Raw genomic sequence first — 26,833 nt, forward strand, 5'->3', positions numbered from 1 at the left:
GCCGGGCCGCGCACAACGGCCGACTCCCGTACGGGGCGGGCCCGTACGGGAGTCGGAAGCGGGGGAGCGGACGGCCGCCGCGGATCAGGCGCTGTACTCGTCGGCCTTCCTGGGCTCGACGCCCTGGACCAGACCGCTGAGCACCATCGAACGGCCCTCGAAGCGCTCGGTGTCCACGCCGTTCTCCTTGAGCACGCCCACCGCCGCGGTGTGGACCGCGCGCAGCACCGGCGTCGCCGCCCGCAGCGCGTCATCGGCCATGAAGCGGTGCCGCCACGGCTTGTCCGCCCAGACGTGCCGCAGCCCGAACGGCTCGGGCAGCCCCAGCTTGCCGCCGAGGAAGTCCAGCACCGGCGGGAACCACGTCAGCGGGGCGCGGGCGGAGAGCCGGACGACCTCGGACGGGTCGATCAGCGGCAGCGTCTGCTTCCGCGTCTCCCAGAACTTGACGACCTTCGCGACCTCTTTGGTCTTGGGCGACGGCTTGCTGGTGAACAGGGAGTTGACCGGGCCGAGGGCGTGGCCGGTGACCTCGATGCGCAGCGTCTCGTGCAGCACCGTGACCGTGATCAGCAGCGTCAGCACCAGCTGGCCGTCCCACAGCACGAACTGCACGCCCAGGTAGTGGCGGTTGCCGCTGCCGAACTGCTGCTCGTTGCAGATCCGCTCGACCTCGTGACCGCGGATCTGGAAGGCGTCGGTGTCGGTGCCGTCCGGACGGCTGACCTCCTTGGCCTTCTCCCCGACCGGCGCGACGATCCAGTGGTTGACCTGCGGCGCCTGCTGGAAGCCGCCGGTGTGCAGCGGGCTGCGCTCCAGCATCCGCAGCTTGTCGTGGATCGCCCGGACGACGTCCCAGCTGCGGAACGGATGGATCTCCGCGCCCTCCTTCGCCGGCTTCAGCTCCTCCGCCAGATGCCAGCTGCCCCAGCGCGTCCCCATGCCGAGGATGCCGCGCGGACCGGCGTAGAAGACGACGTTGCTGCGCTGCTCCGCGGAGAGTTTGGCGAGATTGTGCCGCAGCGTCTCGGCCGCGATCTCCCCGGGATCGCCCGGCACCGCCTCGGGGATCTTCGCGCCGATCCCGCCGCCGTCCAGCAGCCCCTGCCACGCCTCGCGCAGCAGCACCGCCGTCCGCTCGCAGATCTGCTTGGCGAACCACCAGCCGACGATCGGGACGACGACCGCGGCCCGTGCGTACAACGGCCAGAAGCCCGTCGTCGGCAGCTTGATCAGGAGGACCACCCCGGCCACCGCGAGCACGGCGAGCAGCGCCGAGCCGCCGAGGGACGTCTTGCCGTCCTTGGCGAGGTACTTCTTCAGCTGGAAACCGCCCAGCCACAGCAGCACACCGGGCAGGAACGCCAGCCCGCACAGCAGCATGATCACCGTCAGCTTGGCGTCCCGCTGCTTGCGGATACGGGTGGCCGCCAGGCAGTGCTCCACGATGACCTGCGGCTCGGTGCCGAAGGACTGGATGAGCGCCTTGCGGCCGCCGCCGAGCATCCGCGTCTGGATCGCCCGCGAGAACGCCTCGCCCAGATTCGGCTCGAAGAGCGAGATCTTGGGCTTCTTGATGTCGGAGGCACCGGAGTCCGAATCCGCCTTGGAGATATCGGCCAACGGACTGTCCCGGTACGCGGCGGAGGCCAACGCCTGGGTCGCCGCGGTCTGTCCCGCGCCCCCCAGGAGCGGCACCTGCGCCCCGGGACTGAAGTCGAAGCCGTCTGCTGCCACTGCCCGCCCCCAACGCCGCACCATCACTGCCGCGGCTCTTTACCCGTCCACCGCTCCTGGCACACCTGCCGAGCCCGTCCGGTCAGCGTACAGGCGGTGCCGGGCCCAAGGGAGTTGACCGGAAGGGCCGCCGGTCAATCGTTGACTATGCGCCGTTTTCCGGGCCCCGCCGCACCGCCTCGGCCAGCTGCTGCGGCATCGGTTCATGGCGCAGATAGGTCCGGGTGAAGCGGCCCGTGCCGTGCGCGAGCGAGCGCAGATCGACGGCGTAGCGGGCGATCTCCGCCTCCGGCACCTCGGCCCGCACCCAGGTGCGGTCGCCGACCTCCTCCTGCTCGGTGCCGACCACCCGCCCGCGCCGCCCGGACAGATCGCTCATCACCGCACCGACGAACTCGTCCGGAATCAACACCGCGACCTCCGCGACCGGTTCGAGCAGCTCGATCCGCACCTGCCCGGCCGCATCCCGCAGCGCCAGCGCCCCGGCCGTCTGGAACGCCGCGTCCGACGAGTCCACCGAGTGCGCCTTGCCGTCCCGCAGCGTGACCCGGACGTCGACGAGCGGATACCCGGCCGCCACGCCCTGCGCCGCCTGGGCGCGTACCCCTTTCTCCACCGACGCGATGAACTGCCGCGGCACCGCGCCGCCCACCACCGTGTCCACGAACTCGACGCCGGAGCCCGCGGGCAGCGGCTCCACCTCGATCTCGCAGATCGCGAACTGCCCGTGCCCGCCGGACTGTTTGACCTGCCGCCCCCGCCCGGACGCCGCACCGCCGAACGTCTCCCGCAGCGGCACGCAGTACGCCACGGTGTCGACCCGGACGCCGTACCGCGTCCGCAGCCGCTCCAGCGCGACCTCCGCATGTGCCTCACCCAGGCACCACAACACCACCTGGCCGGTGTGCGGATGCTGCTCCAGACGCATCGTCGGATCCTCCGCGACCAGCCGCGCCAGCCCGTGCGACAGCTTGTCCTCGTCCGCCTTGCCGTGCGCCACGATCGCGACCGGCAGCTGCGGGTCGGGCATCGTCCACGGCGCCATCAGCAGCGGCCGGCCGCACGACGACAGCGTGTCGCCGGTCTCCGCGTGGCCGAGCTTCGCCACGTACGCCAGCTCCCCGGCCACCGCCTGCGCCAGCGGCCGCTGCTGCTTCCCGGACGGCACGGACAGCGCCCCCACCCGCTCCTGCACGTCGTGGTCGGCGTGGCCGCGGTCCTCCAGGCCGTGCCCCGAGACGTGTACCGCCTCGTCCGGCCGCAGCGTGCCGGAGAACATCCGCACCAGCGACAGCCGCCCGACGTACGGGTCGGAGGTGGTCTTGACGACCTCCGCCGCCAGCGGACCGGCCGGATCGCAGGCCAGCGGCGGCCGCGGCGCACCGTCGGGCGCGGTGACCGCCGGAGCCGTCCGCTCGCCCGGCGCCGGGAAGCCCCGTACGAGGAGGTCGAGCAGCTCCACGGTGCCCAGGCCCTGGCGGGCGGCGCCGGTGGGCGGGGCGGCGGCGAGCACGGGGTGGAAGGTGCCGCGGGCGACCGCCGTCTCCAGGTCGGCGACGAGCGAGGCGACGTCCAGCTCCTCGCCGCCCACGTAGCGGTCCATCAGCGTCTCGTCCTCGCTCTCCGCGATGATCCCCTCGATCAGCCGGCCGCGCGCCTCGTCCAGCAGCGGCAGCTCCGCGCCGTCCGGATCCCGCTCGGCGCGTTCGCCCGACGCGTATTCCGTGACCCGCCGCGTCAACAGCCCGAGCAGGCCCGTCACCGGCGCGTGGCCGTCCGCGCCCGCCGCGCCGTACAGCGGCAGGTACAGGGGCAGCACGGCGTCCGGGTCGCCGTCGCCCAGGGCCTCGCCGCAGCCGCGCAGAACGGTGGTGACATCGGCGCGGGCGGCGTCGAGATGGGTGAGGACCAGCGCCCGCGGCATGCCGACCGCCGCGCACTCCTCCCACAGCGCGCGGGTCGCCCCGGCCACCTCCTCCGCGGCGGAGACGACGAAGAGGGCCGCGTCCGCCGCCCGCAGCCCGGCCCGCAGCTCCCCGACGAAATCGGCGTACCCGGGGGTGTCCAGCAGATTGATCCGGCAGCCGCGCCACTCCACGGGCACCAGCGAGAGCTGGACCGAGCGCTGCCGGCGCTGCTCGATCGGGTCCTGGTCGGAGAGGGTGTCGCCGTCCTCCACCCGCCCGGCGCGCCCGGTGGCCCCGGCGGTCAGGGCCAGCGCCTCCACGAGGGTGGTCTTGCCCGCGCCGCTGTGGCCGACCAGGACCACGTTGCGGACGGCGGCGGGGCCGTCGGCCGCCCCCGCATCCGGCTTCTCGTTCATGCCCTCGCCTCCAGGTCGTCACCTTTGCGGTGATTCGAGCTTTCCATCGCGAGGGGGGCCCGTCCACAGGGGGCGGCGGGGGAGTGGCGGTCCGCGCGGGCCGCCCGTCGTCCCCGGGCGGCGCGGTGGGTGCGCGGTGCCCGGGGAGCGCCTGGCTACGATGGGCCAGCCGGTGGCCCCTTGACCGCACGGCCCGTATCAACCTCCGGGAAGGCCATGCTGAACAAGTACGCGCGTGCGTTCTTCACGCGTGTTCTCACGCCGTTCGCCGCCCTGCTCATCCGCCTCGGCGTCAGCCCGGACGCGGTCACCCTCGTCGGTACGGGGGGCGTGGTCGCCGGCGCGCTGGCCTTCTACCCCCGCGGTGAATTCTTCTGGGGCACCGTCGTCATCACGCTTTTCGTCTTCTCCGACCTGGTCGACGGCAACATGGCCCGGCAGCTGGGACGCTCCAGCCGCTGGGGCGCCTTCCTGGACTCCACCCTCGACCGGGTCGCCGACTCCGCGATCTTCGGCGGGCTCGCCCTCTGGTACGCCGGCGGCGGCGACAGCATGATGCTCTGCGCCATCGCGATCTTCTGCCTCGCCAGCGGCCAGGTCGTCTCGTACACCAAGGCGCGCGGTGAGGCCATCGGGCTGCCGGTGAACGTCAACGGTCTGGTCGAGCGCGCCGAGCGGCTGGTCATCTCCCTCGTCGCCTGCGGCCTGTCCGGGCTGCACGCCTTCGGGGTGCCCGGGGTCCAGGTCCTGCTGCCGATCGCGCTGTGGATCGTCGCCGTCGGCAGCGCCGTCACCCTCGCCCAGCGCGTGGTGACGGTCCGCCGGGAGTCCGCGGAGGCGGACGCCGTCGCACACGGGGGGAACGGCGCGTGAGCCGCATCGACACCGACAGGCTCACCGACGCCCTCTACGGGCTGGGCTGGAGCACCGTCAAGAAGCTGCCCGAGGGCGCGGCGGTACGCCTCGGCCGCACGATCGCCGACGCCGCCTGGCGCCGCCGCGGCAAGGGCGTGCTGCGCCTGGAGGCCAACCTCGCCCGCGTCGTCCCGGACGCCACACCGCAGCGGCTGACCGAGCTGTCCCGCGCCGGGATGCGCTCGTACATGCGCTACTGGATGGAGTCCTTCCGGCTGCCGGCCTGGAGCCGCGAGCGGATAACGGCGGGCTTCGCCGCGCAGGACGTCGACCGCCTCAAGGAGGCGCTGGCCGGCGACCGCGGCGTGATCCTCGCCCTGCCGCACATGGGCAACTACGACCTGGCGGGCGTCTGGGTGACCACCGCGCTCGGCGTCCCCTTCACCACCGTCGCCGAACGCCTCAAGCCGGAATCCCTCTACGACCGCTTCGTCGCCTACCGCGAGGGCCTGGGCATGGAGGTGCTGCCGCACACCGGCGGGGCCGCCTTCGGCACCCTTGCCCGGCGGCTGCGCGCCGGTGGTCTGGTCTGCCTCGTCGCCGACCGCGACCTCTCCAGCTCCGGTGTCGAGGTCGACTTCTTCGGCCACGCCGCGAAGATGCCCGCGGGCCCCGCGACGCTCGCCGCCCGCACCGGCGCGACACTGCTGCCGGTCACCCTCTGGTACGACCGCACGCCGGTCATGCGCGGCCGGATCCACCCCGAGATCGAGGTCCCGGCGGAGGGCACCCGTGCGGAGCAGACCGCCGTCATGACCCAGGCGCTCGCCGACGCCTTCGCCTCCGGCATCGCCGACCACCCCGAGGACTGGCACATGCTGCAACGCCTCTGGCTCGACGACCTGGAGCCGCGCGACGCGGCCCGCGGAACGGAGACGCCGTGAGAATCGGCATCGTCTGCCCCTACGCCTGGGACGTCCCCGGCGGCGTCCAGTTCCACATCCGCGACCTCGCCGAACACCTCCTCTCCCGCGGCCACCACGTCTCCGTCCTGGCCCCCGCCGACGACGGGACGCCGCTGCCGCCGTACGTCGTCTCCGCCGGCCGCGCCGTACCGGTGCCGTACAACGGCTCCGTCGCCCGGCTGAACTTCGGCTTCCTCTCCGCCGCGCGGGTGCGCCGCTGGCTCCAGAACGGCGCCTTCGACGTCATCCACATCCACGAACCGGCCTCGCCCTCCCTCGGGCTGCTCTCCTGCTGGGCGGCGCGCGGCCCGATCGTCGCGACGTTCCACACCTCCAACCCGCGCTCCCGGGCGATGATCGCCGCGTACCCGATCCTGCAGCCCGCGCTGGAGAAGATCAGCGCGCGCATCGCGGTCAGCGAGTACGCCCGCCGCACCCTCGTCGAACACCTCGGCGGCGACGCGGTGGTCATCCCCAACGGCGTGGACGTCGACTTCTTCGCCCGCGCCGAACCCAAGGCCGCCTGGCAGTCCGGGCCCGGGGACGCCGGGGCCGCGGGGGAGGAGGCCGGCCCGCGGGCGGGCGCCACCCTCGGCTTCATCGGCCGGATCGACGAGCCCCGCAAGGGCCTGCCGGTGCTGATGCGCGCCCTGCCCGCGATCCTCGCCGAGGTCCCCGACGCCCGGCTGCTGGTCGCCGGGCGCGGCGACGAGGAGGAAGCGGTCGCCGCGCTGCCGCCCGAACTCCGCTCGCACGTGGAGTTCCTCGGCATGGTCAGCGACGAGGACAAGGCCCGTCTGCTGCGCAGCGTCGACCTGTACGTCGCCCCGAACACCGGCGGCGAGTCCTTCGGCATCATCCTCGTCGAGGCGCTGTCGGCCGGTGCGCCGGTCCTCGCCAGCGACCTCGACGCGTTCGCCCAGGTCCTCGACCAGGGCGAGGCCGGGGAGCTGTTCGCCAACGAGGACGCCGACGCCCTCGCCGCCGCCGCCGTCCGCCTGCTGCGCGACCCCGCACGCCGCGCCGAGCTGCGCGCACGCGGCTCCCGGCACGTGCGGCGCTTCGACTGGTCCACGGTCGGCGCCGACATCCTCGCGGTGTACGAGACGGTCACCGAGGGCGCCGGGCCCGGCCGGGCCGTCGCCGCCGACCAGGGGGCGTCGCTCCGCTCGGGAAGACACCCCGGGCCCGCCGGGTCGACCGCCCGGGAGTGACCGCCGTTACGGCCCGTGATCCCCGGGGCCGCCCGCGCCCCGGGGGCATGCGGTCCGGGCCGGTAGGGTGACGCCGCGTGACCACCTTCATCTGGATCGCGGCCGTCGTCGTCCTCATCGGCATCTATCTGAGCTGGACCGCGGGCCGCCTCGACCGGCTGCACGCCCGGATCGACGCGGCGCGTGCCGCCCTCGACGCGCAACTGCTGCGGCGCGCCTCGGTCGCCCAGGAGATCGGTACCTCCGGCGTCCTCGACCCCGCCGCCTCGATCGTCCTCTACCAGGCGGCGCACGCCGCCCGGCAGGCGCCGGAGGACGGCCGCGAGGTCGCCGAGAGCGAGCTGACCCAGGCGCTCCGCGCCACCCTCGGCGAGCGTGAGCAGGTGGACGCGGTCCGCGAGGCGCCCGGCGGGGAGCAGACCCTCGCGGAGCTGACCGCCGCCGTCCGCCGCGTCCCCATGGCCCGCCGCTTCCACAACGACGCCGTCCGGGCCGCCCGCGCGGTGCGCCGCCACCGGGTCGTGCGCTTCTTCCGCCTCGCCGGCCACGCGCCGTTCCCGCTCGCCTTCGAGATGGACGACGAGCCGCCGACCGTCCTCGGGGACCCGCACCTCCCCGCCTGATCCGCGGCGGTCGCCGGGCGGCACGAGCCACCGGCCGTCAATTGGCCCTTTTCACGGTCCCCTCACCAACGGTTGTGTGGGTGAAGAAGCGCAACCACCCGCACCGAGTGAGGTCAACCGTGTCCAGCACGCCCACCACGCCCCAGACCCCCGAGACCGGAACCGCCCGGGTCAAGCGCGGCATGGCCGAGCAGCTCAAGGGCGGCGTGATCATGGACGTCGTCACGCCCGAAGAGGCGAAGATCGCCGAGGACGCCGGCGCCGTCGCCGTCATGGCCCTGGAGCGGGTACCCGCCGACATCCGCAAGGACGGCGGCGTCGCCCGGATGTCCGACCCGGACATGATCGACGGCATCATCGACGCCGTCTCCATCCCCGTCATGGCCAAGTCCCGCATCGGCCACTTCGTCGAGGCCCAGGTCCTGCAGTCCCTCGGCGTCGACTACATCGACGAGTCCGAGGTCCTCACCCCGGCCGACGAGGTCAACCACTCCGACAAGTGGGCCTTCACCACCCCCTTCGTCTGCGGCGCCACCAACCTCGGCGAGGCCCTGCGCCGTATCGCCGAGGGCGCGGCCATGATCCGCTCCAAGGGCGAGGCCGGTACCGGCAACGTCGTCGAGGCGGTCCGTCACCTCCGCCAGATCAAGGGCGAGATCGCCAAGCTGCGCGGCTGTGACAACAACGAGCTGTACGCCGCCGCCAAGGAGCTGCGCGCCCCGTTCGAGCTGGTCAAGGAGGTCGCCGAGCTGGGCAAGCTGCCCGTCGTCCTCTTCTCCGCCGGTGGCGTCGCCACCCCCGCCGACGCCGCGCTGATGCGCCAGCTCGGCGCCGAGGGCGTCTTCGTCGGCTCCGGCATCTTCAAGTCCGGCGACCCGGCCAAGCGCGCCGCCGCCATCGTGAAGGCCACCACCTTCTACGACGACCCGAAGGTCGTCGCGGACGTCTCCCGCAACCTGGGCGAGGCCATGGTCGGCATCAACTGCGACACCCTCCCCGAGTCCGAGCGGTACGCCAACCGCGGCTGGTGAGCACGGAGATGACCACCCCCACCATCGGAGTCCTGGCCCTCCAGGGCGACGTCCGCGAGCACCTGGTGGCGCTCGCCGCGGCGGACGCCCTGGCCCGGCCGGTGCGCCGCCCCGAGGAACTGGCCGACCTGGACGGCCTCGTCATCCCGGGCGGCGAGTCCACCACGATGTCCAAGCTGGCCGTCGTCTTCTCCATGCTGGAGCCGCTGCGCGACTTCGTCCGCTCCGGCCGTCCGGTCTACGGCACCTGCGCCGGCATGATCATGGTCGCCGACAAGCTGCTGGACGCCCGCGCGGACCAGGAGACGCTCGGCGGCGTCGACATGATCGTCCGCCGTAACGCCTTCGGACGGCAGAACGAGTCCTTCGAGGCGGCCGTCGACATGGCGGGCATCCCGGGCGGGCCGGTCCACGGCGTCTTCATCCGCGCGCCCTGGGTCGAGTCCACCGGCGCCGCCGCCGAGGTCCTCGCACGCCACGACGGGCACACGGTGGCTGTCCGGCAAGGTAACGTCCTCGCCACGTCGTTCCACCCGGAGCTGACCGGCGACCACCGTGTGCACGCCTTTTTCGTGGACATGGTGCGTACGGCGGCCTGACGCGCTCCCGGTAGGATCGACGCGTTGGTTTCTCAATGGGTTACGCGAAGGAGACAGGCGGATGTCCGGCCACTCTAAATGGGCTACGACGAAGCACAAGAAGGCCGTGATCGATGCCAAGCGCGGCAAGCTCTTCGCGAAGCTGATCAAGAACATCGAGGTCGCCGCCCGGACCGGCGGCGCCGACCCGGACGGCAACCCGACCCTCTTCGACGCCATCCAGAAGGCGAAGAAGCAGTCGGTTCCCAACAAGAACATCGACTCCGCGCTCAAGCGCGGCGCGGGTCTCGAAGCCGGTGGCGCCGACTACGAGACGATCATGTACGAGGGTTACGGCCCCAACGGTGTCGCGGTGCTCATCGAGTGCCTCACCGACAACCGCAACCGCGCCGCCTCCGACGTCCGCGTCGCGATGACCCGCAACGGCGGCTCGATGGCCGACCCGGGCTCGGTGTCGTACCTCTTCAACCGCAAGGGCGTCGTGATCGTCCCCAAGGCCGAGCTGTCCGAGGACGACGTCCTGGGCGCGGTCCTGGACGCGGGCGCCGAGGAGGTCAACGACCTCGGCGAGAACTTCGAGGTGCTCAGCGAGGCCACCGACCTGATCGCGGTCCGCACCGCGCTCCAGGAAGCCGGCATCGACTACGACTCGGCCGAGGCCAACTTCGTCCCGACCATGCAGGTCGAGCTGGAGGAAGAGGGCGCGCGCAAGATCTTCAAGCTGATCGACGCGCTGGAGGACAGCGACGACGTGCAGAACGTCTTCGCCAACTTCGACGTCTCCGACGAGACGATGGCCAAGATCGACGCCTGACGGGGCGTTCCTCCCGTACGACCGACAGCGGCCCGCCGGTGCGAACCGGCGGGCCGCTGCGGCTGACCGGCACCGGGCGGCCCGCGCGGGGCGGCGCCGCGGCCCTGACCCGACGCGTTGTCAGTGGCAGCCGATAGCCTGCACGAACAGGCCGTCGCTCCCGCGTCCGGCCTGCCGGCCGACGGAGGAGAAGGCATCGTGCGCGTACTGGGCGTGGACCCCGGGCTCACCCGCTGCGGCGTCGGTGTCGTGGACGGCGCCGTCGGCCGCCCGCTGACGATGGCCGGCGTCGGCGTGATCCGCACCCCCGCCGACGCCGAGATCGCCGACCGCCTCGTCCTCGTCGAGCGCGGCATCGAGCAGTGGCTGGACGAACACCGTCCCCAATACGTCGCCGTGGAGCGGGTGTTCAGCCAGCACAACGTCCGTACGGTCATGGGCACCGCCCAGGCCAGCGCGGTCGCCATGCTCTGCGCCGCCCGCCGCGGCCTCCCGGTCGCCCTGCACACCCCCAGCGAGGTCAAGGCCGCGGTCACCGGCTCAGGACGGGCCGGGAAGGAGCAGGTCGGCGCGATGGTGACCCGGCTGCTGCGGCTCGACGCCCCACCGAAACCGGCCGACGCCGCCGACGCGCTCGCGCTGGCGATATGCCACATCTGGCGCGCCCCCGCGGCCGGCCGCCTCCAGCAGGCCCACGCCGCGGCCCGCCGCGCCGCACCTTCCGTCCGTACCCCCGGCGTCCGCCGGGCCGCTCCCCAGAAGGGCATCCGATGATCGCCTTCGTCTCCGGGCCGGTCGCGGCCCTCGGACCGGACACCGCCGTCGTCGAGGTCGGCGGCGTCGGCATGGCCGTCCAGTGCACCCCGGACACCCTCTCCGGTCTGCGCATCGGCAAGCCCGCCCGGCTCGCCACCTCCCTCGTCGTCCGCGAGGACTCCCTGACCCTCTACGGCTTCGCCGACGACGACGAGCGGGCCACCTTCGAGCTGCTGCAGACCGCCAGCGGCGTAGGCCCGCGGCTGGCGCAGGCCATGCTCGCCGTGCACTCTCCCGACGCGCTGCGCCGCGCGGTCGCCACCGCCGACGAGAAGGCGCTCACCGCCGTCCCCGGTATCGGCAAGAAGGGCGCCCAGAAGCTGCTGCTGGAGCTGAAGGACCGCCTCGGCGCGCCGCTCGGCACCGGCGGCGCCCCCGCCCCGGTCGCCGCGGGCTGGAGCGATCAGCTGCACGCCGCGCTGATCGGCCTCGGCTACGCCACCCGCGAGGCCGACGAGGCGGTCGCCGCCGTCACCCCGCAGGCCGACGCCGCCGTCGCCGAGGGCGGCACCCCGCGGATCCCGCAGCTCCTCAAGGCGGCGCTGCAGACCCTCAACCGCACCCGCTGAGACGCCCGGTCCGGCCCCCGCCGGGCCGCGCCCGAACCCCACACCCCGGCGGCCCCGCCGCCCCGACCCCGCGAGGCAATCCGCAGTGAACTGGGACGACACCGCACCGTCCGCCGCAACCGACCCGGCCCTGGCCGCCGACCGGCTGGTCGGCGCCGCCGCCGACGGCGAGGACACCGCGGTCGAGGCCGCGCTGCGCCCCAAGGACTTCGGGGAGTTCGTCGGCCAGGAGCGGGTGCGCGAACAGCTCGACCTGGTGCTGCGCGCCGCCCGCGCCCGCGGCGCCACCGCCGACCACGTCCTGCTCTCCGGCGCGCCCGGCCTCGGCAAGACCACCCTCTCGATGATCATCGCCGCCGAGATGGGCGCCCCGATCCGCATCACCTCCGGCCCCGCCATCCAGCACGCCGGCGACCTCGCGGCGATCCTCTCCTCCCTCCAGGAGGGCGAGGTCCTCTTCCTCGACGAGATCCACCGGATGTCGCGCCCCGCCGAGGAGATGCTCTACATGGCGATGGAGGACTTCCGCGTCGACGTCGTCGTCGGCAAGGGCCCCGGCGCCACCGCCATCCCCCTCGAACTCCCGCCGTTCACCCTGGTCGGCGCCACCACCCGGGCCGGTCTGCTGCCGCCCCCGCTCCGCGACCGCTTCGGCTTCACCGGCCACATGGAGTTCTACGCCCCGCCGGAGCTCGAGCGCGTCATCCACCGCTCCGCCGGGCTGCTCGACGTCGAGATCGACGCCGAGGGCGCCGCCGAGATCGCCGGCCGCTCCCGCGGCACACCCCGTATCGCCAACCGCCTGCTGCGCCGCGTCCGCGACTACGCCCAGGTCAAGGCGGACGGCGTGATCACCCGCGCCACCGCCTCGCGCGCCCTCGACGTCTACGAGGTCGACGCCCGCGGTCTGGACCGCCTCGACCGCGCCGTCCTCACCGCCCTGCTGAAGCTCTTCGGCGGCGGCCCCGTCGGCCTGTCCACCCTCGCGGTCGCGGTGGGGGAGGAGCGCGAGACCGTCGAGGAGGTCGCCGAACCGTTCCTGGTCCGCGAAGGTCTGCTGGCCCGCACCCCCCGTGGCCGGATCGCGACCCCCGCGGCCTGGGCCCACCTCGGCCTGGTCCCGCCCCGGCAGCAACCGGGCACAACGGGACAGCAGGGCCTCTTCGGGGCGTGACGGCGCGGAGACTCGCCCGGTCAGGAACTGCGGTGCGATGCTGGGCGTTGTTCCACTGGTGCGGACTGACTTAGACTCCGCCGATGCCGTCCCGGCAGGGGACGGTAATCCCACCCCCGCTATACGAGACCGCGGCTCAGCGGTCGTGCGAAGGAATTCTGTCCCGTGAGTACCGTGACTCTCCTCCCCTTCATCGTCCTCATCGGGGCCATGTTCCTGATGACCCGGTCCGCCAAGAAGAAGCAGCAGGCGGCCGAGAAGATGCGCAACGAGATGCAGCCGGGCACCGGCGTCCGGACGATCGGGGGCATGTACGCGACCGTCAAGGAGATCCACGACGAGACGGTCCTCCTCGAGGTGGCCCCCGGCGTGCACGCCGTGTACGCGAAGAACGCCGTCGGCGCGGTCCTCGCGGACGAGGAGTACAACCGGATCATCGACGGTGCCGACCCGGTCGTGCCCGACGACATCTCCTCGCTGACCGGCGATGACGCCGCCACCGATTCGGGTGAGAAGTCCGACAAGATCGACCTCGGCAAGGGTGACGCCGCCGCCGACAAGCCCGAGGCCGACGAGAAGTCCGCCGAGGAGGCCCCGGCCGCCGCCGAAGGGAAGGACGCGTCCGCCGAGGAGAAGAAGTCCGGCGACGCCGACGCGAAGTAGCCCCGTCCCACGGAACCGCGATGCGCCCCGCTGCGGGCGCCGCGGTTCCGTGACCGTCTAGGCTCCGGCGGGGGCACGTCCCCACAACACTTCGTGGCCGCTCGGCAGACACCCCCAGCCGAGCGGTTGGACAGGGAGAAACGAGAAGGTGGCAGCACCGAAGAAGGGCCGCAGGGCGCCGGCCGGCCAGGGCAAGCCGGGGCGCACCCTGGTCCTCATCCTGATCGCCATGGTGGCGCTGGTCGGAGGCATGTTCTCCTCCGGCACGCTGGCGCCCCGGCTGGGAATCGACCTGGCGGGCGGCACCAGCTTCACGCTCCAGGCCCAGAACCAGCCGGGCAAGCCCAACGCGATCAACGAGACCAACATGAAGACCGCCGCCGACATCATGGAGCGGCGCGTCAACGGTCTGGGTGTCTCCGAGGCCGAGGTCCAGACCCAGGGCACCGACCACATCATCGTGAACATCCCCAAGGGGACGGACGCGAAGCAGTCCCGCCAGCAGGTCGGCACCACCGCCCAGCTCGGCTTCCGCCCGGTGCTCACCACCACCGCGGGCGGCAAGACCCCCGAGCAGCCGTCCGGTACCCCCTCGGCGGGCGGCAAGCAGGGTGGCAAGGACACCGGCGGCAAGGACGCCAAGGCCGGTGACAAGGCCGCGGACGGCAAGCCGGGCGACGACCCGAAGCCCACCGCGAGCGCCACCACCCAGGGCCGCGCCGTCACGGACGCCCTGAAGAAGGACCCCACGCCCGGCGGCTCCGCCTCGCAGAAGCCCCAGACGCCCGCGACGCCGCCCGTCCCGGGCGAGACCGGCATCCCCGCGGCGCTCCAGAAGCAGCTCGCCGCCCTGGACTGCTCCACCAAGCAGAGCCGCGCGCTCGCCGGTGAGAAGGCCGCCGGCGCCAAGCCGAGCGACCCGGTCGTGGCCTGCAAGGACGACGGCTCGCAGAAGTACGTGCTCGGCCCGGTCGGGGTCGAGGGCACCGACGTCAAGAACGCCAAGGCGGTCTTCGACGGTCAGACCGGTCAGGGCTGGATCGTCCAGATGGACTTCACCTCCGAGGGGGGCAAGAAGTTCGCGGACATCACCGGCCAGCTGGCCGCCAAGGCCCAGCCGCAGAACCAGTTCGCCATCGTCCTGGACGGTGCGGTCGTCTCCGACCCGCGCGTCAGCCAGCGGCTCAACGGCGGCAGCGCCACCATCTCCGGTGGCTTCACCCAGCAGACCGCCGAGGACCTCGGCAACATGCTGTCGTACGGCGCCCTGCCGCTCTCCTTCAAGATCGCGGACGAGACGACGGTCACCGCGGCGCTCGGCGGTGAGCAGCTGCACGCCGGTCTGATCGCCGGTGCGATCGGCCTCGCCCTCGTCATCGTCTACCTCGTCGCCTACTACCGCGGCCTGGCACTGGTCGCGCTGGCCAGCCTCGGCGTCTCGGCGGTCCTGACGTACACGATCATGACGCTGCTCGGCCCCACCATCGGGTTCGCGCTGAACCTCCCGGCGGTCTGCGGCGCCATCGTCGCCATCGGTATCACCGCCGACTCGTTCATCGTCTACTTCGAGCGCATCCGGGACGAGATCCGCGAGGGCCGCTCGCTGCGACCGGCCGTCGAGCGCGGCTGGCCGCGTGCCCGCCGGACGATCCTCGTCTCCGACTTCGTGTCGTTCCTGGCCGCCGCGGTGCTCTTCATCGTCACCGTCGGCAAGGTCCAGGGCTTCGCGTTCACCCTCGGCCTGACCACGCTCCTCGACGTCGTCGTGGTGTTCTTCTTCACCAAGCCGCTGATGACGCTGCTGGCCCGCCGCAAGTTCTTCGCCGACGGCCACCCCTGGTCCGGCCTCGACCCGCAGCGTCTGGGCGCCCGGCCCCCGCTGCGCCGTCGTCGCACCGCCCCCACCCAGACGAAGGAGGCGTGAGATGTCCAAGCTCGGCAACCTCGGCGCCCGGCTCTACCGCGGTGAGGTCGGCTACGACTTCATCGGCAAGCGGAAGATCTGGTACGGCATCTCGATCCTCATCACCGTCGTGGCCATCGTCGGCCTGGCGGTGCGCGGTCTGAACATGGGCATCGAGTTCTCCGGCGGCGCGGTCCTCACCACGCCGAAGACCTCCGTCTCCTCCTCCGAGGCCCAGCACCTGGCCGAGTCGGCCTCCGGCGGCCACCAGGCCGTGGTGCAGAAGCTCGGCGGCGGCGCCCTGCGCATCCAGATCAGCGGTCTGGACACCAAGCAGGCCGTCCCGGTCCAGGACAAGCTGGCCGAGGACCTGAAGGTCCCGGTCAAGGAGATCAACACCCAGCTCGTCGGCCCGAGCTGGGGCGAGGAGATCGCCAACAAGGCCTGGCTGGGCCTGGGGATCTTCATGGTCCTCGTGGTCATCTACCTCGCCATCGCCTTCGAGTGGCGGATGGCGCTCGCCGCCCTGATCGCGCTGATCCACGACCTGACGATCACCGTCGGCGTCTACGCGCTGATCGGCTTCGAGGTCACCCCGGGCACCGTGATCGGTCTGCTCACCATCCTCGGATACTCCCTCTACGACACGGTCGTCGTCTTCGACAGCCTCAAGGAAGCGTCCCAGGGCATCACCAAGCAGACCCGCTTCACCTACAGCGAGGTCGCCAACCGCTCGATCAACGGCACGCTGGTCCGCTCCATCAACACCACCGTCGTCGCGCTGCTGCCGGTCGCCGGTCTGCTCTTCGTCGGCGGCGGTGTGCTGGGCGCCGGGATGCTCAACGACATCTCGCTCGCCCTCTTCGTCGGCCTCGCCGCCGGTGCGTACTCCTCGATCTTCATCGCGACCCCGCTGGTCGCCGACCTGAAGAACACCGAGCCGCAGATGAAGGCGCTGGCCAAGCGGGTCCAGGCCAAGCGCGCTTCCGCCGCCAAGGAGGCGGAACGGCCGCAGCAGGACGGCGACCCCGGGCAGGACGACGAGGACCCGGCGGCGGCCGGTCTCGTCGGCCCCCGCTCGCAGCCCGCCGCCCGTAACCGCGGTCGTGGCCGTACGTCGGGCAAGCGCCGATGACCGCCCCCGCGGCCCTGCGTGAGCTGCTGCTCAGCCGGATCTCCGATGTGCCGGACCACCCGCAGCCGGGTGTGGTGTTCAAGGACATCACCCCGCTGCTGGCGGACCCGGACGCGTTCGGGGCGCTCACCGACGCCCTGGCCGAGCTGTGTGTACGCCACCGCGCGGACAAGATCGCCGGTCTGGAGGCGCGCGGCTTCATACTGGCCGCCCCCGTCGCGGTCCGGGCCGGCGTCGGCTTCGTCCCGGTCCGCAAGGCCGGCAAGCTGCCCGGCGCCACCCTGGGCCAGACCTACGACCTGGAGTACGGCCGGGCCGAGATCGAGATCCACGCCGATGCGCTGGAGCCCGGCGACCGGGTCCTGGTCATCGACGACGTGCTCGCCACCGGCGGCACCGCCGACGCCTCGCTCCAGCTGGTGCGGCGCGCGGGCGCCGAGGTCGCGGGCCTGGCGGTCCTGATGGAGCTGGGCTTCCTGGAGGGCCGCAAGCGGCTGGAGTCCACGCTGCGGGGCGCTCCGCTGGAGGCCCTGGTCACGGTCTGAGCCGGTCCGGCACCACCACGGCGCCGGGGCGTTCGGGGAGCACGTCCCCGGGTGCCCCGGCGCCGCTGTGGTGTCCGCCGTCACCGTCGCAGGAGAGGACCGGCCGCCGGGCCGATACGATGGCATCCCGGCCCGGTCGTGGCGCGATCGTGGCCTTGTGGTCCGGAACCACTTGAGGAGTGCTCTTGCCAGACGAGGCCCAGCCGCTCTCCCCCCGGCCGCGTCCGGCGGGTTCCGCCGACGCGTCGGGGAACGAGCCGAAGCCGCGGGCCGCGGGCCCCGCGGGTGCGCAGCCCGGCCACCGGGACGCCACCCGCGACGGCGCCGCGCCCGGGCCCGGTACGTCCCCCGCCGGTGGCGGAGCACGGCCGGACGCCCCCGAGCAGCAGCCGTCCGCCCGGCCGCAAGCCCCCGAACCGGCCACGTCGCGGCCCCCGGCGGTCCGGCCGACGCCGACCTCGGTCGCCAAGCCGGCGCCGCCCGCGGCCGCCGGGCGCTCCGGCTCCTCCAGCCGCGTCCGCGCCCGACTGGCCCGCCTCGGCGTGCAGCGCTCCAGCCCGTACAACCCGGTCCTGGAGCCGCTGCTGCGCGTGGTGCGGAGCAACGACCCCAAGATCGAGGCGGCCACGCTCCGCCAGATCGAGCGGGCCTACCAGGTCGCCGAGCGCTGGCACCGCGGCCAGAAGCGCAAGAGCGGCGATCCGTACATCACCCACCCGCTCGCGGTGACCACGATCCTCGCCGAGCTGGGCATGGACCCGGCCACCCTCATGGCCGGGCTGCTGCACGACACCGTCGAGGACACCGAGTACGGCCTCGACACCCTGCGCCGCGACTTCGGCGACCAGGTCGCCCTGCTGGTCGACGGTGTCACCAAGCTCGACCGCGTGAAGTTCGGCGAGGCGGCGCAGGCCGAGACCGTCCGCAAGATGGTCGTGGCGATGGCCAAGGACCCGCGCGTCCTCGTCATCAAGCTCGCCGACCGCCTGCACAACATGCGCACCATGCGCTACCTCAAGCGGGAGAAGCAGGAGAAGAAGGCCCGCGAGACGCTGGAGATCTACGCCCCGCTGGCGCACCGGCTGGGCATGAACACCATCAAGTGGGAGCTGGAGGACCTCGCCTTCGCGATCCTCTACCCCAAGATGTACGACGAGATCGTCCGCCTCGTCGCCGAGCGGGCCCCCAAGCGCGACGAGTACCTGGCCATAGTGACCGACGAGGTCCAGGCCGACCTGCGCGCCGCCCGCATCAAGGCCACCGTCACCGGCCGCCCCAAGCACTACTACAGCGTCTACCAGAAGATGATCGTCCGCGGCCGGGACTTCGCGGAGATCTACGACCTGGTGGGCATCCGCGTCCTCGTGGACACCGTCCGCGACTGCTACGCGGCGCTCGGCACCGTCCACGCGCGATGGAATCCGGTCCCCGGCCGGTTCAAGGACTACATCGCGATGCCGAAGTTCAACATGTACCAGTCGCTGCACACGACGGTCATCGGCCCGGCGGGCAAGCCCGTCGAGCTGCAGATCCGCACCTTCGACATGCACCGCCGCGCCGAGTACGGCATCGCCGCGCACTGGAAGTACAAGCAGGAGGCCGTCGCCGGTGCCTCGAAGGTCCGCACCGACGTGCCCAAGGGCGCGGGCGGCAAGGGCGACACCGTCAACGACATGGCGTGGCTGCGGCAGCTGCTCGACTGGCAGAAGGAGACCGAGGACCCGGGCGAGTTCCTGGAGTCGCTCCGCTTCGACCTCTCCCGCAACGAGGTCTTCGTCTTCACCCCGAAGGGCGACGTCATAGCGCTGCCCGCCGGCGCCACCCCCGTCGACTTCGCGTACGCCGTCCACACCGAGGTCGGCCACCGCACGATAGGGGCCCGCGTCAACGGGCGGCTGGTACCGCTCGAATCGACGTTGGACAACGGCGATCTGGTGGAGGTCTTCACCTCCAAGGCGGCCGGCGCCGGTCCGTCGCGGGACTGGCTGGGCTTCGTCAAGTCCCCGCGCGCCCGCAACAAGATCCGCGCGTGGTTCTCCAAGGAGCGCCGCGACGAGGCGATCGAGCAGGGCAAGGACGCCATCGCCCGCGCCATGCGCAAGCAGAACCTCCCCATCCAGCGCATCCTCACCGGCGACTCGCTGGTCACCCTCGCGCACGAGATGCGCTACCCGGACATCTCCTCGCTCTACGCGGCGATCGGTGAGGGCCATGTCACCGCCCAGAGCGTCGTCCAGAAGCTGGTGCAGGCGCTCGGCGGGCAGGACGAGGCGACCGAGGACATCGCCGAGTCCACCCCGATCCGGCGCTCCAAGCGGCGCTCCAGCGCGGATCCCGGTGTGGTGGTCAAGGGCGTCGACGACGTCTGGGTGAAGCTGGCGCGCTGCTGCACGCCGGTGCCGGGCGACCCGATCATCGGGTTCGTCACGCGCGGCAGTGGCGTATCGGTTCACCGCGCCGACTGCGTCAACGTCGACTCCCTCTCCCGGCAGCCGGAGCGGATCCTGGAGGTCGAGTGGGCGCCCACCCAGTCCTCCGTCTTCCTCGTCGCCATCCAGGTGGAGGCACTGGACCGCTCCCGGCTGCTGTCGGACGTCACCCGCGTCCTGTCCGACCAGCACGTCAACATCCTCTCCGCGGCCGTCCAGACCTCCCGCGACCGCGTCGCCACCTCCCGCTTCACCTTCGAGATGGGCGACCCCAAGCACCTGGGGCACGTCCTGAAGGCGGTCCGGGGCGTGGAGGGCGTCTACGACGTGTACCGCGTGACGTCCGCGCGACGGCCCTGAGGAAGACGCCCGCCCCGACGGACGCCCGCCCCGATACGTGAGAGAACCCCCGCCCGGTCCCGAAGGTCCGAGCGGGGGTTCTCTCACACGGCCGGGGCTCAGCCGCCGAACTCCTCCAGGCCCTTCAGCGCCTGGTCGAGCAGCGCCTTGCGGCCCGCCAGCTCCCGGCCGAGCTTGTCGGCCTTGGCGGTGTTACCGGCCGCGCGCGCGGTCTCGATCTGCTTCTCCAGCTTGTCGACCGCGTCCTGCAGCTGACCCGTCAGACCCGCGGCCCGGGCCCGCGCCTCCGGGTTCGTCCGCCGCCACTCGGCCTCCTCGGCGTCCTGGATGGCGCGCTCGACGGCGTGCATCCGGCCCTCGATCTTCGGGCGGGCGTCGCGCGGGACGTGCCCGATGGCCTCCCACCGCTCGTTGACCGCACGGAACGCGGCCCGCGCCGCCTTGAGGTCGGTGACCGGCAGCAGCTTCTCCGCCTCGGCGGCCAGCTCCTCCTTGCGGGTCAGGTTCTCCCGCTGCTCGGCGTCGCGCTCGGCGAACACCTCACCGCGCGCCTGGAAGAAGATGTCCTGCGCCCCGCGGAAGCGGTTCCACAGGTCGTCCTCGTGCTCGCGCTGGGCGCGGCCCGCGGCCTTCCAGTCGGCCATCAGCTCGCGGTACCGGGCGGCGGTCGCCCCCCAGTCCGTCGAGTTCGACAGCGCCTGCGCCTCGGCGACCAGCTTCTCCTTGACCTTGCGGGACTCCTCACGCTGCGCGTCCAGCGACGCGAAGTGCGCCTTGCGCCGCTTGGAGAACGCCGAGCGGGCGTGCGAGAAGCGGTGCCACAGCTCGTCGTCCGCCTTGCGGTCCAGCCGTGGCAGGCCCTTCCAGGTGTCGACCAGCGCGCGCAGCCGCTCACCCGCCGCCCGCCACTGCTCGCTGGCGGCCAGCTCCTCGGCCTCGGCGACCAGCTTCTCCTTGGCCTGGCGGGCCTCGTCGCTCTGCTTCGCCTTCTGAACCTTGCGCTCCTCGCGCCGCGCGTCGACGGTGGCGACCAGCGCGTCGAGCCGCTTCCTCAGCGCTTCCAGGTCACCCACCGCGTGGTGCTCGTCGACCTGCTTGCGCAGATGGCCGATCGCGGCCGTCGCGTCCTTCGCCGACAGGTCGGTGGTCTTGACCCGGCGTTCCAGGAGGCCGATCTCGACGACCAGGCCCTCGTACTTGCGCTCGAAGTAGGCGAGAGCCTCCTCGGGGGTTCCCGCCTGCCACGATCCGACGACCTGCTCGCCGTCGGCGGTACGCACGTACACGGTCCCCGTCTCATCGACGCGGCCCCATGGGTCGCTGCTCACAGCGCCTCCTCCACATGACACCGACGAGGGCGTGCGGCCCCCCGGCGTCGTCCACAGTTTCTGTCCGCCGGGGCTGCGCCCCGGCCGGTCCGACGGGCTGTCTTGCGGGAGAGGGGCCGGCCGTCGGAGCAGGCACCCTCCACATACGCCAATCTAGGCGACCCGGCGGTCGGCTGTCCGCATCCAGCGCGACCGAATTCCCTCGGTCCGCAGCTCAGGAGCTGGTGACCGTCGCCTTGTTGATAACGACGGTGGCGTTCGGCGCGGTGTTCCCGGTCTGGGGATCGGGCGAGGAACCGGCGTCGGTGATCTTCTTCAGCACGTCGGTGCCGCCGGTGATCTTGCCGAACGGCGTGTAGTTGGGCGGCAGTTTGCTGTCCTGGTAGACGAGGAAGAACTGACTGCCGCCGGTGTTGCGGGTCTTGTCGTTCTTCCCGTCGTAGCGGTTGGCCATCGCGACCGTGCCCGCCGGATAGACGTCGCCCTTCAGCCGCGGGTCCTTCAGATTCTCGTCCGGGATCGTGTAGCCGGGGGTGCCGCGGCCGGTGCCCGTCGGGTCGCCGCACTGCAGGACGTAGATGCCGGAGTCCACCAGCCGGTGGCAGCGGCTGTGGTCGAAGTAGCCCTGCTTCGCGAGGAAGGCGAAGGAGTTCACGGTGTGCGGCGCCTTCGCGGCGTCCAGCTGCAGATCGATCTCACCGCAGGTGGTCCGCAGCTTCGCGGTGTACGTCGCGGAGGTGTCCACGGACATCTCCGGCTCCTTCTTCCACGTCTTCTTCGACGCCGCGCCCTTCTCGGGACGGGCGCACGGGTCGGCCGGCTTCGTGGGGGCGGCGGCCGCCGCGTCGTCCTGATCGCCGCCGGCCAGCCCGGCGGTGGCGTACGCGGCGCCACCCGCGGCGAGGACCACGGCGAGGACGCCCGCGATGATGACGTTGCGGCGTTTGGCCTTCTGCCGGGCCTCGGCGCGCCGCTGCTGCTGGCGCGCGTACTTCTCCCTGGCGAGCTGCCGCCGTCGCTGATCGCTGCTGACCACCGGTCGTCTCCTGTCCTGCACTGCGTGCCGCGCTCGGTCGCTCGGGTGACGAGCTGGGGGCGAAGGTCTCGGCGCCCCAGGTCGTGGGCCGTGGCCGTACCGTATACGGGTTCGCCGCCGCCACAGGTGCGCCGGTAGGCTCTGGAGCTGCCGAGTTGTTCCGGGAGCGGCCGCCTGCGCGAGGCGCCCGACCCCACGACCTTTAAGGACGAACGTGCTGATTGCCGGGTTCCCCGCCGGGGCCTGGGGGACCAACTGCTATCTGGTCGCCCCCGCCGCCGGCGAGGAGTGCGTGATCATCGACCCGGGCCACCGCGCCGCACAGGGCGTCGAGGAGGCGGTCGCCAAGCACCGCCTCAAGCCCGTCGCGGTCGTCCTCACCCACGGCCACATCGACCACGTCGCCTCGGTCGTCCCGGTCTGCGGTGCGCACGACGTACCCGCCTGGATCCACCCCGAGGACCGCTACATGATGAGCGATCCGGAGAAGGCCCTCGGCCGGGCCATCGGTGCCCCGCTCATGGGCGAGCTGACGGTGGGGGAGCCGGACGACGTCAAGGAGCTGACGGATGGCAGCACCCTTCAGCTGGCCGGGATGGACTTCTCCGTCGCGCACGCACCGGGCCATACCAAGGGGTCGGTGACCTTCCGGATGCCCGAGCAGGCCGACGTCCCGCCGGTCTTCTTCTCGGGCGACCTGCTGTTCGCCGGCTCCATCGGACGCACCGATCTGCCGGGCGGCGACCACGCCGAGATCCTGCGGTCGCTGGCACGCGTGTGCCTGCCGCTGGAGGACTCGACCGTCGTCCTGTCCGGCCACGGCCCCCAGACCACCATCGGCCGCGAGCGCGCCGGCAACCCCTATCTGCGGGAGCTGGCCGCCGGCCTCGGAGAGGGCACCACCGCCCCTCCGCGACGAGGAATGTGACGAGACCTTCCGTGAGCACCTTTCAGGCCCCCAAGGGCACGTACGACCTGCTTCCCCCCAATTCCGCGACCTATCTCGCGGTCCGCGAGGCGATCTCCGCGCCGCTGCGCAACTCCGGCTACGGCTACATCGAGACGCCCGGCTTCGAGAACGTCGAGCTGTTCGCCCGCGGCGTCGGTGAGTCCACCGACATCGTGACCAAGGAGATGTACGCCTTCGAGACCAAGGGCGGCGACAGGCTCGCGCTGCGCCCGGAGGGCACCGCCTCCGTGCTGCGCGCGGCTCTGGAGGCCAACCTCCACAAGGGCGGCAACCTCCCCGTCAAGCTCTGGTACTCCGGTTCGTACTACCGCTACGAGCGTCCGCAGAAGGGCCGCTACCGCCACTTCTCGCAGGTCGGCGCGGAGGCCATCGGCGCGGAGGACCCGGCGCTCGACGCCGAGCTGATCATCCTCGCCGACCAGGCGTACCGCTCGCTGGGGCTGCGGAACTTCCGCATCCTGCTCAACTCGCTCGGCGACAAGGAGTGCCGCCCGGTCTACCGCGCCGCCCTCCAGGACTTCCTGCGCGGCCTCGACCTGGACGACGACACCCGCCGCCGCGTCGACATCAACCCGCTGCGCGTCCTCGACGACAAGCGGGAGTCCGTCCGCAAGCAGCTGACCGGCGCCCCGGCGCTCGGCGACTACCTCTGCGAGGCGTGCAAGGCGTACCACGAGCAGGTCCGCGAGCTGCTGACCGCGGCGGGCGTCGCCTTCGAGGACGACGCCAACCTGGTGCGCGGTCTGGACTACTACACCCGCACCACCTTCGAGTTCGTCCACGACGGCCTCGGCTCGCAGTCCGCGGTGGGCGGCGGCGGCCGCTACGACGGTCTGTCCGAGATGATCGGCGGCCCGGCGCTGCCGTCCGTCGGCTGGGCGCTCGGCGTCGACCGCACGGTGCTGGCGCTGGAGGCGGAGGGCGTCACGCTCGACATCCCGGCGGCCACCGCGGTCTATGCGGTCCCGCTCGGCGAGGAGGCCCGCCGGGTGCTGTTCGGCCAGGTCACCGCGTTGCGCAAGGCCGGGATCGCGACGGACTTCGCCTTCGGCGGCAAGGGCCTGAAGAACGCCATGAAGTCGGCCAACCGCTCCGGCGCCCGGCTGGCGCTGGTCGCCGGTGAGCGCGATCTGGCCGAGGGCGTCGTCCAGCTGAAGAACCTGGAGAGCGGCGAGCAGACCGCCGTACCGCTGGACGCGGTGGTCGACGAGGTCCGGCGCACGCTGGGCTGACCACCCGGGACGAGACGGCCGACGGGGGCCGGGGCGGGCGCCTGCGGGCGGCCGGCTCCGGCCCCCGTTCCGTTCCCGGGGCGGCCGCCCGCGTCAAGGCCGCGTCCGCTCGTTCACCCTCCTGATCGGTTCGTACCGTGCCCACGGCGGGAAGGCGCGGCCCGAAATGCCGCGACGGCGCTGTTCGGGGCGGTGGTACGGGCGGTGCCGGGGCCCGCGGGGACCGGTCGGCGCGGCCTGGTGGGCGTTCCTCTTTATGTCCTTCGAACGGTGGCACGGACGGTCGGTGGGGCAGAATGTGAGCGCGGCCGCTGCCCGCGGGCCCGCTTGTCCACCCCACCCCACAAGGGATCGACGGAACCGCGATATGACGACGACAGCGCTTGACGACGTGTCCACCGACGACGACCGCGACAGCGACCGCGGCACCATCGGGGCGGGCCGCGGACTCTCCTGGCTGCTGGTGATCACCGGTGCGCTGGGCATCCTGGCGTCGTGGGTCATCACGACCGACAAGATCGAGCTGCTGAAGGACCCGAACTTCAAGCCCGCGTGCAGCTTCAACCCGATCATCTCCTGCGGCAGCGTGATGCAGAGCGCCCAGGCCGAGGTGTTCGGCTTCCCGAACCCGATGGCCGGGATGATCGCGTTCCCCGTGGTCGTCGCGATCGGCGTCGGTCTCCTGGCAGGCGCCCGCTACCGCCGCTTCTACTGGATCGGCCTCAACATCGGCACCCTGCTGGGCACGGTGTTCTGCATGTGGCTGATGACGCAGTCGCTCTACCACATCAACGCCCTGTGCCTGTGGTGCACGCTCACCTGGTGCGCCACGCTCCTGATGTTCTGGTACACCACCGTCCACAACATCAAGCACCGCATCATCCCGGTGCCCGCCGGACTGCGCAGCGCGGTGCTGGAGTTCCACTGGGTCGTCCCGGTGCTCTGGTACGGCACCATCGCGCTGCTGATCCTCACCCGCTGGTGGTCGTACTGGTCGTCGCTGCTCTGACCATCCCGCGCCCGGGTCCGCCCGGCCGCCGGCCCCGCGCGGGCCGGCGGCCGGGCGGCGTTGTCAGTGGGGTGACATAGGCTCGTGAGCGTGGAGCCCGACCTGTTCACCGCCGCCGCCGAAGACCGTCAGGAGAAGGACCCCGCGGGGTCCCCGCTCGCCGTACGGATGCGCCCGCGCACCCTCGACGAGGTCGTGGGCCAGCAGCATCTGCTCAAGCCCGGCTCACCGCTGCGGCGGCTGGTCGGCGACGACGAAGGGGGCGGGCCCGGAGGGCCCTCGGGCAAGGGCGGTGGCGGGCGACGGGCGGGCGGACCCGCGGGGCCGTCCTCGGTCTTCCTGTGGGGCCCGCCCGGCATCGGCAAGACCACCCTCGCGTACGTCGTCAGCCAGGCGACCAACAAGCGGTTCGTGGAGCTGTCGGCGATCACCGCGGGCGTCAAGGAGGTGCGGGCGGTCATCGACGGCGCGCGCCGCGCCTCGGGCGGCTTCGGCAAGGAGACCGTCCTCTTCCTCGACGAGATCCACCGCTTCAGCAAGGCACAGCAGGACTCCCTGCTCCCCGCGGTGGAGAACCGCTGGGTCACCCTGATCGCCGCCACCACCGAGAATCCGTATTTCTCGGTGATCTCCCCGCTGCTCTCCCGCTCGCTGCTGCTCACCCTGGAGCCGCTCACCGACGACGATCTGCGCGGGCTGCTGAGCCGGGCGCTGACCTCGGAGCGCGGTCTGGGCGGTGCGGTGACGCTGCCCGAGGACACCGAGGCGCATCTGCTGCGGATCGCCGGCGGTGACGCCCGGCGCGCGCTGACGGCGCTGGAGGCGGGCGCCGGCTCGGCGCTGGCCAAGGGCGAGCAGGAGATCACCCTCCAGACGTTGGAGGAGTCGGTCGACCGCGCCGCGGTGAAGTACGACCGGGACGGCGATCAGCACTACGACGTCGCCAGCGCGCTCATCAAGTCCATCCGGGGCTCCGACGTCGATGCCGCGCTGCACTATCTGGCGCGCATGATCGAGGCGGGGGAGGACCCGCGGTTCATCGCGCGGCGGCTGATGATCTCGGCGAGCGAGGACATCGGACTGGCGGATCCGTCCGCGCTGCAGACGGCGGTGGCCGCGGCGCAGGCGGTCGCCCTGATCGGCTTCCCGGAGGCCCGGATCACGCTGAGCCAGGCGACCATCGCCCTCGCCCTGGCCCCCAAGTCCAACGCCGCCTACCTGGCGATAGACGCGGCGCTCGCCGACGTCCGCGCGGGGCAGGCCGGTCCCGTCCCGCCGCATCTGCGCGACGGTCACTACAAGGGCGCCGAGAAGCTGGGCCACGGCCAGGGCTATCAGTACCCGCACGATCTGCCCGGCGGCATCGCGGCCCAGCAGTACGCCCCGGACACGGTGCACGGCAAGCGGTACTACTCCCCGACCCGGCACGGCGCCGAGGCACGGTACGCGGATGTCGCCGACCGGGTCCGGGCGCGGCTGCGCGACGGTTCCGCGGAGAGCTGA

General features: G+C 72.3%; 23 protein-coding genes. 19 read left to right on the forward strand and 4 right to left on the reverse strand.

What is annotated here, in order from left to right:
- Positions 1-84: 84 nt before the first annotated feature.
- Positions 85-1,761, reverse strand: coding sequence for a hypothetical protein (locus tag ACF1BH_RS09740; RefSeq protein WP_391642196.1), 1,677 nt, complete (start codon positions 1,759-1,761; stop codon positions 85-87).
- A 121-nt stretch (positions 1,762-1,882) separates the two neighbouring features.
- The gene (locus ACF1BH_RS09745) at positions 1,883-4,060 is read right to left on the reverse strand and encodes an elongation factor G-like protein EF-G2 (protein ID WP_391641883.1); all 2,178 of its coding nucleotides are present in this window, start codon (positions 4,058-4,060) and stop codon (positions 1,883-1,885) included.
- Between the two features lie 216 nt (positions 4,061-4,276).
- Between ACF1BH_RS09745 and pgsA the strand changes: the two genes are divergently transcribed.
- The 15 genes from pgsA (at position 4,277) to ACF1BH_RS09820 (ending at position 19,755) form a co-directional block, all read left to right on the forward strand.
- The gene (pgsA, locus tag ACF1BH_RS09750) at positions 4,277-4,933 is read left to right on the forward strand and encodes a phosphatidylinositol phosphate synthase (RefSeq protein ID WP_391641884.1); all 657 of its coding nucleotides are present in this window, start codon (positions 4,277-4,279) and stop codon (positions 4,931-4,933) included.
- Positions 4,930-5,859: a phosphatidylinositol mannoside acyltransferase gene (locus tag ACF1BH_RS09755; protein ID WP_391641885.1), complete on the forward strand. Its 930-nt coding sequence runs from the start codon at positions 4,930-4,932 to the stop codon at positions 5,857-5,859. Before pgsA ends, ACF1BH_RS09755 begins: the two co-directional genes overlap by 4 nt.
- Positions 5,856-7,094: a glycosyltransferase family 4 protein gene (locus ACF1BH_RS09760; protein WP_391641886.1), complete on the forward strand. Its 1,239-nt coding sequence runs from the start codon at positions 5,856-5,858 to the stop codon at positions 7,092-7,094. Before ACF1BH_RS09755 ends, ACF1BH_RS09760 begins: the two co-directional genes overlap by 4 nt.
- A 77-nt stretch (positions 7,095-7,171) precedes the next feature.
- Entirely contained in the window at positions 7,172-7,717 is a 546-nt protein-coding gene (locus ACF1BH_RS09765; protein WP_391641887.1) for a hypothetical protein, read from the forward strand.
- Positions 7,718-7,836: 119 nt separating this feature from the next.
- Positions 7,837-8,748 carry a pyridoxal 5'-phosphate synthase lyase subunit PdxS gene (gene pdxS, locus ACF1BH_RS09770; RefSeq protein ID WP_391641888.1) on the forward strand — a complete coding sequence of 304 codons (912 nt, stop codon included), beginning with the start codon at positions 7,837-7,839 and terminating at the stop codon, positions 8,746-8,748.
- Positions 8,749-8,756: 8 nt separating this feature from the next.
- A complete protein-coding gene (pdxT, locus tag ACF1BH_RS09775; protein WP_391641889.1) occupies positions 8,757-9,347 on the forward strand; it encodes a pyridoxal 5'-phosphate synthase glutaminase subunit PdxT in 591 nt (196 codons plus the stop codon).
- A 61-nt stretch (positions 9,348-9,408) separates the two neighbouring features.
- A complete protein-coding gene (locus tag ACF1BH_RS09780) occupies positions 9,409-10,161 on the forward strand; it encodes a YebC/PmpR family DNA-binding transcriptional regulator (RefSeq protein WP_345091879.1) in 753 nt (250 codons plus the stop codon).
- Positions 10,162-10,359: 198 nt separating this feature from the next.
- Positions 10,360-10,935, forward strand: coding sequence for a crossover junction endodeoxyribonuclease RuvC (gene ruvC / locus ACF1BH_RS09785; protein ID WP_391642197.1), 576 nt, complete (start codon positions 10,360-10,362; stop codon positions 10,933-10,935).
- The gene (gene ruvA, locus ACF1BH_RS09790) at positions 10,932-11,546 is read left to right on the forward strand and encodes a Holliday junction branch migration protein RuvA (protein ID WP_391641890.1); all 615 of its coding nucleotides are present in this window, start codon (positions 10,932-10,934) and stop codon (positions 11,544-11,546) included. Before ruvC ends, ruvA begins: the two co-directional genes overlap by 4 nt.
- Positions 11,547-11,631: 85 nt before the next feature.
- Positions 11,632-12,720 carry a Holliday junction branch migration DNA helicase RuvB gene (gene ruvB / locus ACF1BH_RS09795; protein WP_391641891.1) on the forward strand — a complete coding sequence of 363 codons (1,089 nt, stop codon included), beginning with the start codon at positions 11,632-11,634 and terminating at the stop codon, positions 12,718-12,720.
- A 165-nt stretch (positions 12,721-12,885) separates the two neighbouring features.
- Positions 12,886-13,383 (forward strand): preprotein translocase subunit YajC, encoded by a 498-nt coding sequence (gene yajC, locus ACF1BH_RS09800; protein WP_391641892.1) that lies wholly within the window; start codon positions 12,886-12,888, stop codon positions 13,381-13,383.
- A 148-nt stretch (positions 13,384-13,531) separates the two neighbouring features.
- Positions 13,532-15,307, forward strand: a complete 1,776-nt coding sequence (secD, locus tag ACF1BH_RS09805) for a protein translocase subunit SecD (protein WP_391641893.1) — start codon at positions 13,532-13,534, stop codon at positions 15,305-15,307.
- Between the two features lies 1 nt (position 15,308).
- Positions 15,309-16,421, forward strand: coding sequence for a protein translocase subunit SecF (secF, locus tag ACF1BH_RS09810; protein ID WP_391641894.1), 1,113 nt, complete (start codon positions 15,309-15,311; stop codon positions 16,419-16,421).
- Positions 16,418-16,966 carry an adenine phosphoribosyltransferase gene (locus ACF1BH_RS09815; protein ID WP_391641895.1) on the forward strand — a complete coding sequence of 183 codons (549 nt, stop codon included), beginning with the start codon at positions 16,418-16,420 and terminating at the stop codon, positions 16,964-16,966. Before secF ends, ACF1BH_RS09815 begins: the two co-directional genes overlap by 4 nt.
- A gap of 185 nt (positions 16,967-17,151) precedes the next feature.
- Complete coding sequence (locus ACF1BH_RS09820) at positions 17,152-19,755, forward strand: RelA/SpoT family protein (protein WP_391641896.1); 2,604 nt, start codon at positions 17,152-17,154, stop codon at positions 19,753-19,755.
- Between the two features lie 98 nt (positions 19,756-19,853).
- On the opposite strand, the gene ACF1BH_RS09825 is transcribed toward ACF1BH_RS09820, so the two are convergent.
- Both ACF1BH_RS09825 and ACF1BH_RS09830 read right to left on the reverse strand, forming a co-directional pair.
- Positions 19,854-21,083: a DUF349 domain-containing protein gene (locus ACF1BH_RS09825; protein ID WP_391641897.1), complete on the reverse strand. Its 1,230-nt coding sequence runs from the start codon at positions 21,081-21,083 to the stop codon at positions 19,854-19,856.
- Positions 21,084-21,297: 214 nt separating this feature from the next.
- Complete coding sequence (locus tag ACF1BH_RS09830; protein ID WP_391641898.1) at positions 21,298-22,119, reverse strand: peptidylprolyl isomerase; 822 nt, start codon at positions 22,117-22,119, stop codon at positions 21,298-21,300.
- Positions 22,120-22,333: 214 nt separating this feature from the next.
- On the opposite strand from ACF1BH_RS09830, the gene ACF1BH_RS09835 reads away from it, so the two are divergent.
- From ACF1BH_RS09835 to ACF1BH_RS09850, 4 genes are all read left to right on the forward strand, one after another.
- The gene (locus ACF1BH_RS09835) at positions 22,334-23,047 is read left to right on the forward strand and encodes an MBL fold metallo-hydrolase (protein WP_030278536.1); all 714 of its coding nucleotides are present in this window, start codon (positions 22,334-22,336) and stop codon (positions 23,045-23,047) included.
- A gap of 11 nt (positions 23,048-23,058) precedes the next feature.
- Positions 23,059-24,321, forward strand: coding sequence for a histidine--tRNA ligase (gene hisS / locus ACF1BH_RS09840; RefSeq protein WP_391641899.1), 1,263 nt, complete (start codon positions 23,059-23,061; stop codon positions 24,319-24,321).
- Positions 24,322-24,688: 367 nt separating this feature from the next.
- Positions 24,689-25,330 carry a vitamin K epoxide reductase family protein gene (locus ACF1BH_RS09845; protein ID WP_391641900.1) on the forward strand — a complete coding sequence of 214 codons (642 nt, stop codon included), beginning with the start codon at positions 24,689-24,691 and terminating at the stop codon, positions 25,328-25,330.
- 90 nt (positions 25,331-25,420) lie between these two features.
- Complete coding sequence (locus ACF1BH_RS09850; protein WP_391641901.1) at positions 25,421-26,833, forward strand: replication-associated recombination protein A; 1,413 nt, start codon at positions 25,421-25,423, stop codon at positions 26,831-26,833.

Origin of the sequence: Streptomyces sp. NPDC014733, from assembly GCF_043083385.1 — a bacterium.
Lineage (GTDB): Bacteria > Actinomycetota > Actinomycetes > Streptomycetales > Streptomycetaceae > Streptomyces.